At 41.3% G+C, this 4,992-nt stretch carries 4 protein-coding genes and 1 pseudogene; 3 read left to right on the top strand and 2 right to left on the bottom strand.

Annotated elements, in window-relative coordinates; all coding sequences use genetic code 11:
* Window positions 1-79 precede the first annotated feature (79 nt).
* Window positions 80-1,081 carry a questin oxidase family protein gene (locus tag AAKU64_RS22095; RefSeq protein WP_354363049.1) on the bottom strand — a complete coding sequence of 334 codons (1,002 nt, stop codon included), beginning with the start codon at window positions 1,079-1,081 and terminating at the stop codon, window positions 80-82.
* A gap of 119 nt (window positions 1,082-1,200) precedes the next feature.
* On the opposite strand from AAKU64_RS22095, the gene soxR reads away from it, so the two are divergent.
* Window positions 1,201-1,662, top strand: coding sequence for a redox-sensitive transcriptional activator SoxR (soxR, locus tag AAKU64_RS22090; protein ID WP_322118525.1), 462 nt, complete (start codon window positions 1,201-1,203; stop codon window positions 1,660-1,662).
* 117 nt (window positions 1,663-1,779) lie between these two features.
* On the opposite strand, the gene AAKU64_RS22085 is transcribed toward soxR, so the two are convergent.
* Complete coding sequence (locus tag AAKU64_RS22085) at window positions 1,780-2,004, bottom strand: hypothetical protein (RefSeq protein WP_322118524.1); 225 nt, start codon at window positions 2,002-2,004, stop codon at window positions 1,780-1,782.
* Between the two features lie 570 nt (window positions 2,005-2,574).
* Between AAKU64_RS22085 and AAKU64_RS22080 the strand changes: the two genes are divergently transcribed.
* Both AAKU64_RS22080 and AAKU64_RS22075 read left to right on the top strand, forming a co-directional pair.
* The gene (locus tag AAKU64_RS22080) at window positions 2,575-4,116 is read left to right on the top strand and encodes an outer membrane beta-barrel protein (RefSeq protein WP_322118523.1); all 1,542 of its coding nucleotides are present in this window, start codon (window positions 2,575-2,577) and stop codon (window positions 4,114-4,116) included.
* A 465-nt stretch (window positions 4,117-4,581) separates the two neighbouring features.
* Window positions 4,582-4,992 (top strand): annotated as a pseudogene (locus AAKU64_RS22075) (hypothetical protein); the annotation flags it as partial.

Raw genomic sequence — 4,992 nt, 5'->3', positions numbered from 1 at the left:
TTGCTTTTCCATTTCCACTCCATCTCATTATTGAAATCGTGAGCTTGAAGGATTTAGATTTGACTTGATAGTCTGGGGTTTATGGAGCGCTTACATCACTCTGAATCGCCTTAGCAAATAAATCTGACCAGGCTTGTTCTGGAGATGTTCGGTACAACGAATTGAGTATTAATTCTGCCTCACGCTCGGCAGAAACGAGTGATGGTAGCGAGGGTGCTCCTACCGACACATAGGCGGCACAAAAAGCCACCCACAATTGCGGCAATAAGACGACGACTAAATTCTGCGGCAAACGAGCAAATACAATACGCGCAGCATGCATCGCCGTGACCATATGCAGCACAGTAAAATTTTTACTTTTCCAGTAGGCGACGATTGCTAAGCTTGTCATCTCAAGCATCATCTCATTCAATAACTGAGACTGATTTTCGATCAGGTAGAGGCCATCAGCAAAGCGCGGATCGGCGACCACCGCTTTAAGACTACCGACAATCGAATCACCCACATACAGATTTGGATTGGCTTTGTACAATAGCGACAACTGGGCCAATGCTTGCTCCGCTGTAACAGCAAACTGCGGCTGATTGCTCTTTATCTTAATGTCCAGATTCGACACCATAAGATGTGCCAGTCCGGCGGCAATTTCTCCAATATGATGCGCATCTAAACCATATGCGAGGCGAATCAAGGCATGGAACGCCGCCGTTGCTGGCGCAAAAGGGATCTGACTTAACACTTCGATCAATACCTCATCAGCACTGCGGGCAGAAATCGCCGTCATAAAATAAGCACGCAAGGGCATGAAATTATCCACTTTTCCTAGCTGCCGTTGCCAGTTATCAGCAGTCACTTTACATTGACTCATTCGCATTGGCAGCGCATAAGTGTTTTGCCACATACTAAAAAACTGTTGTAAACGTTCTGGGCTGGCTCCCATCTTCGCTAACGCGATCAATGCCATAGGACAGTGATTAGTCGTACCTTTTGATGCCAACGCAAAATGAGCACTGGCATCCAGCAGCTGGTCTAAAAGCTCAGATGAGGAGTAATCCCTGACAGATTCTGTTGAACCTTTTTTCATCGCAATGTCCTTAACAATTTTTGATGAAATAAGCATACAAGTTCAAGTACACTTGAAGTCAAGGATAATTTTTGTTAACTATGATGCGTGTATTAAAAGCTGAGACAAAGGGAATTACGGTGAAAAAATCAACCGAGAATCTGATTAGCATTGGTGACTTGGCGAAACGCTCTGGACTCGCAGCTAGTGCATTACGATATTACGAAGAACAAGGATTGATCACCAGCTCACGCAATGCGGGGCAACAAAGACAGTTTCCAAAAGAAGTATTGAGGCGTGTCGCTTTTATTCGTGCCGCGCAAACTGCGGGTCTGAGCCTGAGCGAAATCAAATCAGCATTAGCGTCACTGCCCGAACAACGCACACCGACAAAACAAGATTGGGAAAAATTGTCATCCTCATGGCAAACGACACTCCAGCAGCGCATAGATGCCTTAGTTGCGCTACGGGACAAACTCACGTCCTGCATAGGCTGCGGCTGCCTCTCACTGAAATCCTGCTCGCTGTATAACCCAGGCGACGTTGCGGCTCAACGTGGTAACGGTGCGCGTTATTTAAACGGAGATACAGCAATAAAATGACTGAAACGCATTCTCATATTTCGCTATATCTGCACACTTGGTCAAAGCAATAGAGATTAATAAAGAAAAGTAAAACAATTATTTTTCTGGCTAAGAAAATTTAATCACAAAAAAACATTACTTTGACGTTTTTGGTGAAACACTATCTTTACTTATCTCAGATGTTAATGCAGCGTGTTTTTTGTCTTCTGCTGACTTTTCAATAGTTTTTGTTTTTTTAGATTCGTGTGCTAATTGATTCTTATGTGCCTGCTGAACTAAAAACTGATCTTCCGCAGCGATAACATTTAAAGAGAAGCTCGCCGCTATGATGCAGGTAACGCAGATAGAAATATATTTCATTTGGTACTTTCAATATTTGACTTTACTACTAACTTAAAAATTCTTTGGATTTATGCGAAAAACAAAGAATGACATTTGACTAAATACATAATTTTCTCTATGACGATTTCCAATTTTCATAGAATAAAAAATACTGATCAGAATATTATTTGAAATTTTTTGATTTAAATATTCTTAATCTTGACAATAATTAATAGCTGATATTGGAATAAAAACTGCAAAGCAAATTTAACAAAATCCATATAAATAAATTGAAAAAAAATGGAATTTATTCGTAAATTTTTTATAAAAAAAATTTTAATGCACCTAATATCTATTTTTCACTAATGACAAATTAATCGGTTCGTTTACATAAAATTTACAAGCATCAACTGACTTTTTGCATTTTTTTTATATCGATCCTAGTAATCTTCTCCTCGTTCAGAATAAATTGAATTGGCAGTTTTTTTGGTCCTAAAAAAATTTTTAAGGCACAAAGCATGACCATTTAATTAATCGATTACTGATTTTTAAACTGGTGTAACAACACGTCGTTGATACATTTGAATTTATAACTCCAGGGAAAATAAAATGCAAAAAATGTTGTCACTCGCATTCGTTGCGGCTACTACCTTAGCCTTCAACAATATTGCGTTAGCACAGAGTGGTGCAGCAGAGGGATGCCCAGAAAATTCTGCTTCAAAGAGTTTCTCAGAGAGGTTTAGCACAACCTATAGCGACTACCTGAAATGGAATGGCGATCCTGCTGACGCAGCCCCGAGCTGGCGCAAAGATGTGCAGGCACCTCCCGTGTCCAGCCCACCGTATCCATTCGCAACTTGGCCGATTGGTGGTTCTGAAACGATTGGTTATGACAACCAATACTATGGCCCGCTAATGGACACAATTTATTGTGGTCCAAATGGAAAAGCCTGGAAAGATTCGCGCATTACTGTCTATGGCTGGATAGCACCTAGTTACAACATTAGTACATCAAAATCAAAATTTAATTTTGCAACTGGCACTGGCGGAAATTACCCTGCTGCTTACGACTATGCAGCTAATTCGTTTCAATTGAATCAAGTTGCAGTCTATGTTGAGCGTGTGCCTGACGTAGTACAAAAAGATCACAACGATTGGGGTTTTCGTGTGACTGGTTTGTACGGTACTGACTATAAATATACTTTCTCCAAAGGCGTATTTAGCGATCAATACACAGATAAAGGCCGGAAATACGGCTTTGATCCAGTCATGATGTATGGCGAGTGGTATACCCCATTTGTTGCAGATGGGATGAATGTACGTGTAGGTCGCTATATTTCTGTACCAGATATTGAGGCGCAGCTTGCACCGAACAATTACACCTTTACCCACTCCTTACTTTACGCGGTTGATCCTTATACGCAACAAGGTATTGTTGCGACAGTCAAACTAAACAAAAATTGGCTGATTCAAGGTGAAGTCTCTGCCGGTAATGACATCGCGATCTGGAATAAAGCTGAACGTCAGTTCACGCCAGCAGCTTGCTTGGGCTGGACGTCTGATACAGCCAACGATAACTTCTATGCTTGTTTGAATGGCGCGCATCCTATCTTGGGAAATAACGGAAAATTTGGCTGGAATAATCTTCAGCACGAAGTCGTTACCTGGTATCACAAGTTCAATGAAAATTGGCATATGTCTAGTGAGTACTGGAGAATGTTCCAGAACGATACGCCCAACGTGAATGACGTAACAGGTGCGGGACCGGCGTTGTTGGCTGCACGCTATGGCAACTTAAAATATGGTGCTCCATCGGGTGCGCAATGCGGACCTAATGACGGTGCGACTTGTAAATCGCATGAATGGGCTTTCGTCAACTATATTGGTTATCAGGTTTCTCCGCGTGATTCAGTCACCTTCCGTACGGATGTATTGGATGACACAACTGGTCAGCGTACGGGCTTCAAAACCCGTTACTACGAATTTGGCTTGGGCTGGCAACATTGGATCGGTAAAGCGATCACTATTCGCCCAGAACTTCGTTATGAGCGTTCTACAGATATTGATGCATACGATAATCCAACTGCGACAGCAGGTGCGGGCAAATTTAATCAAACAATGTTTGCGATAGATGCCGTAATCCATTTCTAATTTGTACAAAGTAATAACTAAAGCATACTATCCTGTAAGCATCATGAATCAAGCCTGAATATTTCTTCAGGCTTGATCAAGCATCTCAATCTATGACTAAATGTCTTGAACAAAATAGTATTTACATAAAACTGTTTTAGCTAAATCAATATCTGATGACAAAGTAATTATATTGTCGTCATCAAACCATATTGCCAAAGCAATTTTATGTAAGTTCCGCCCAAAATATTTGAAACATTTTGAAACATCTTTGTTGCGCGATATCAGATCAATGCCATGGATTCAGGTCTTTTATCGTATTGAAATTGAGTATCATGTTGCCTTTAACAAGGATTGAAAAAACTTCTTAAAAGCAATAAAAATTGTTTAAATTATCAAGCGCAACAGACGCTAAGTAAGGCCTAATATCTTTTTAAAAGCAAAAAATGCTTTTTCATCTCTGCCTTTTTGTATAGAGAAACCGCAATGATTTCGTTCAACACATGGCAAGCCCAGTGTGCCGTCGTTTTAATGGGTGTTGCTACGATGGGTCTTGCAGCCCCCATATCAGCGCAAGCAAATTTAATCGATAGCGCCACTTCTTACTCCACTCCAAATAGTCCTGTCTCGTCATTGTATGAAGAGCAAAACATTGTGTCGTCACTGCCACGATTGACTTTACAGCAGGCACTGGAATATGCACTACAGCACAACCGTGACCTAAAACTTGGCAACATTGCGATTGATACCGCCAGCGCGATGAAAACTATTGCCGCTGCACCGCCTAATCCCATGCTGACCTTGCAGACCGCTGGTATTAATCCCAAGCTGGGGATCGGTGCAGGCAAGCCTAAAGACAAAACGGTCGACAGTACGATCAGAGTAGATCAATTAATA

The sequence above is a fragment of the Undibacterium sp. GrIS 1.8 genome, assembly GCF_040544445.1.
GTDB lineage: Bacteria > Pseudomonadota > Gammaproteobacteria > Burkholderiales > Burkholderiaceae_D > Undibacterium.
The sequence above is the reverse complement of the archived record's forward strand: the minus strand, read 5'-3'. Positions and strand labels throughout refer to the sequence as shown.

Coding starts and splice junctions, on each gene's coding strand:
- AAKU64_RS22085 (WP_322118524.1), bottom strand. CDS start 2,004: ATGAAATATATTTCTATCTGCGTTACCTGCATCATAGCGGCGAGCTTC.
- AAKU64_RS22095 (WP_354363049.1), bottom strand. CDS start 1,081: ATGAAAAAAGGTTCAACAGAATCTGTCAGGGATTACTCCTCATCTGAG.
- AAKU64_RS22080 (WP_322118523.1), top strand. CDS start 2,575: ATGCAAAAAATGTTGTCACTCGCATTCGTTGCGGCTACTACCTTAGCC.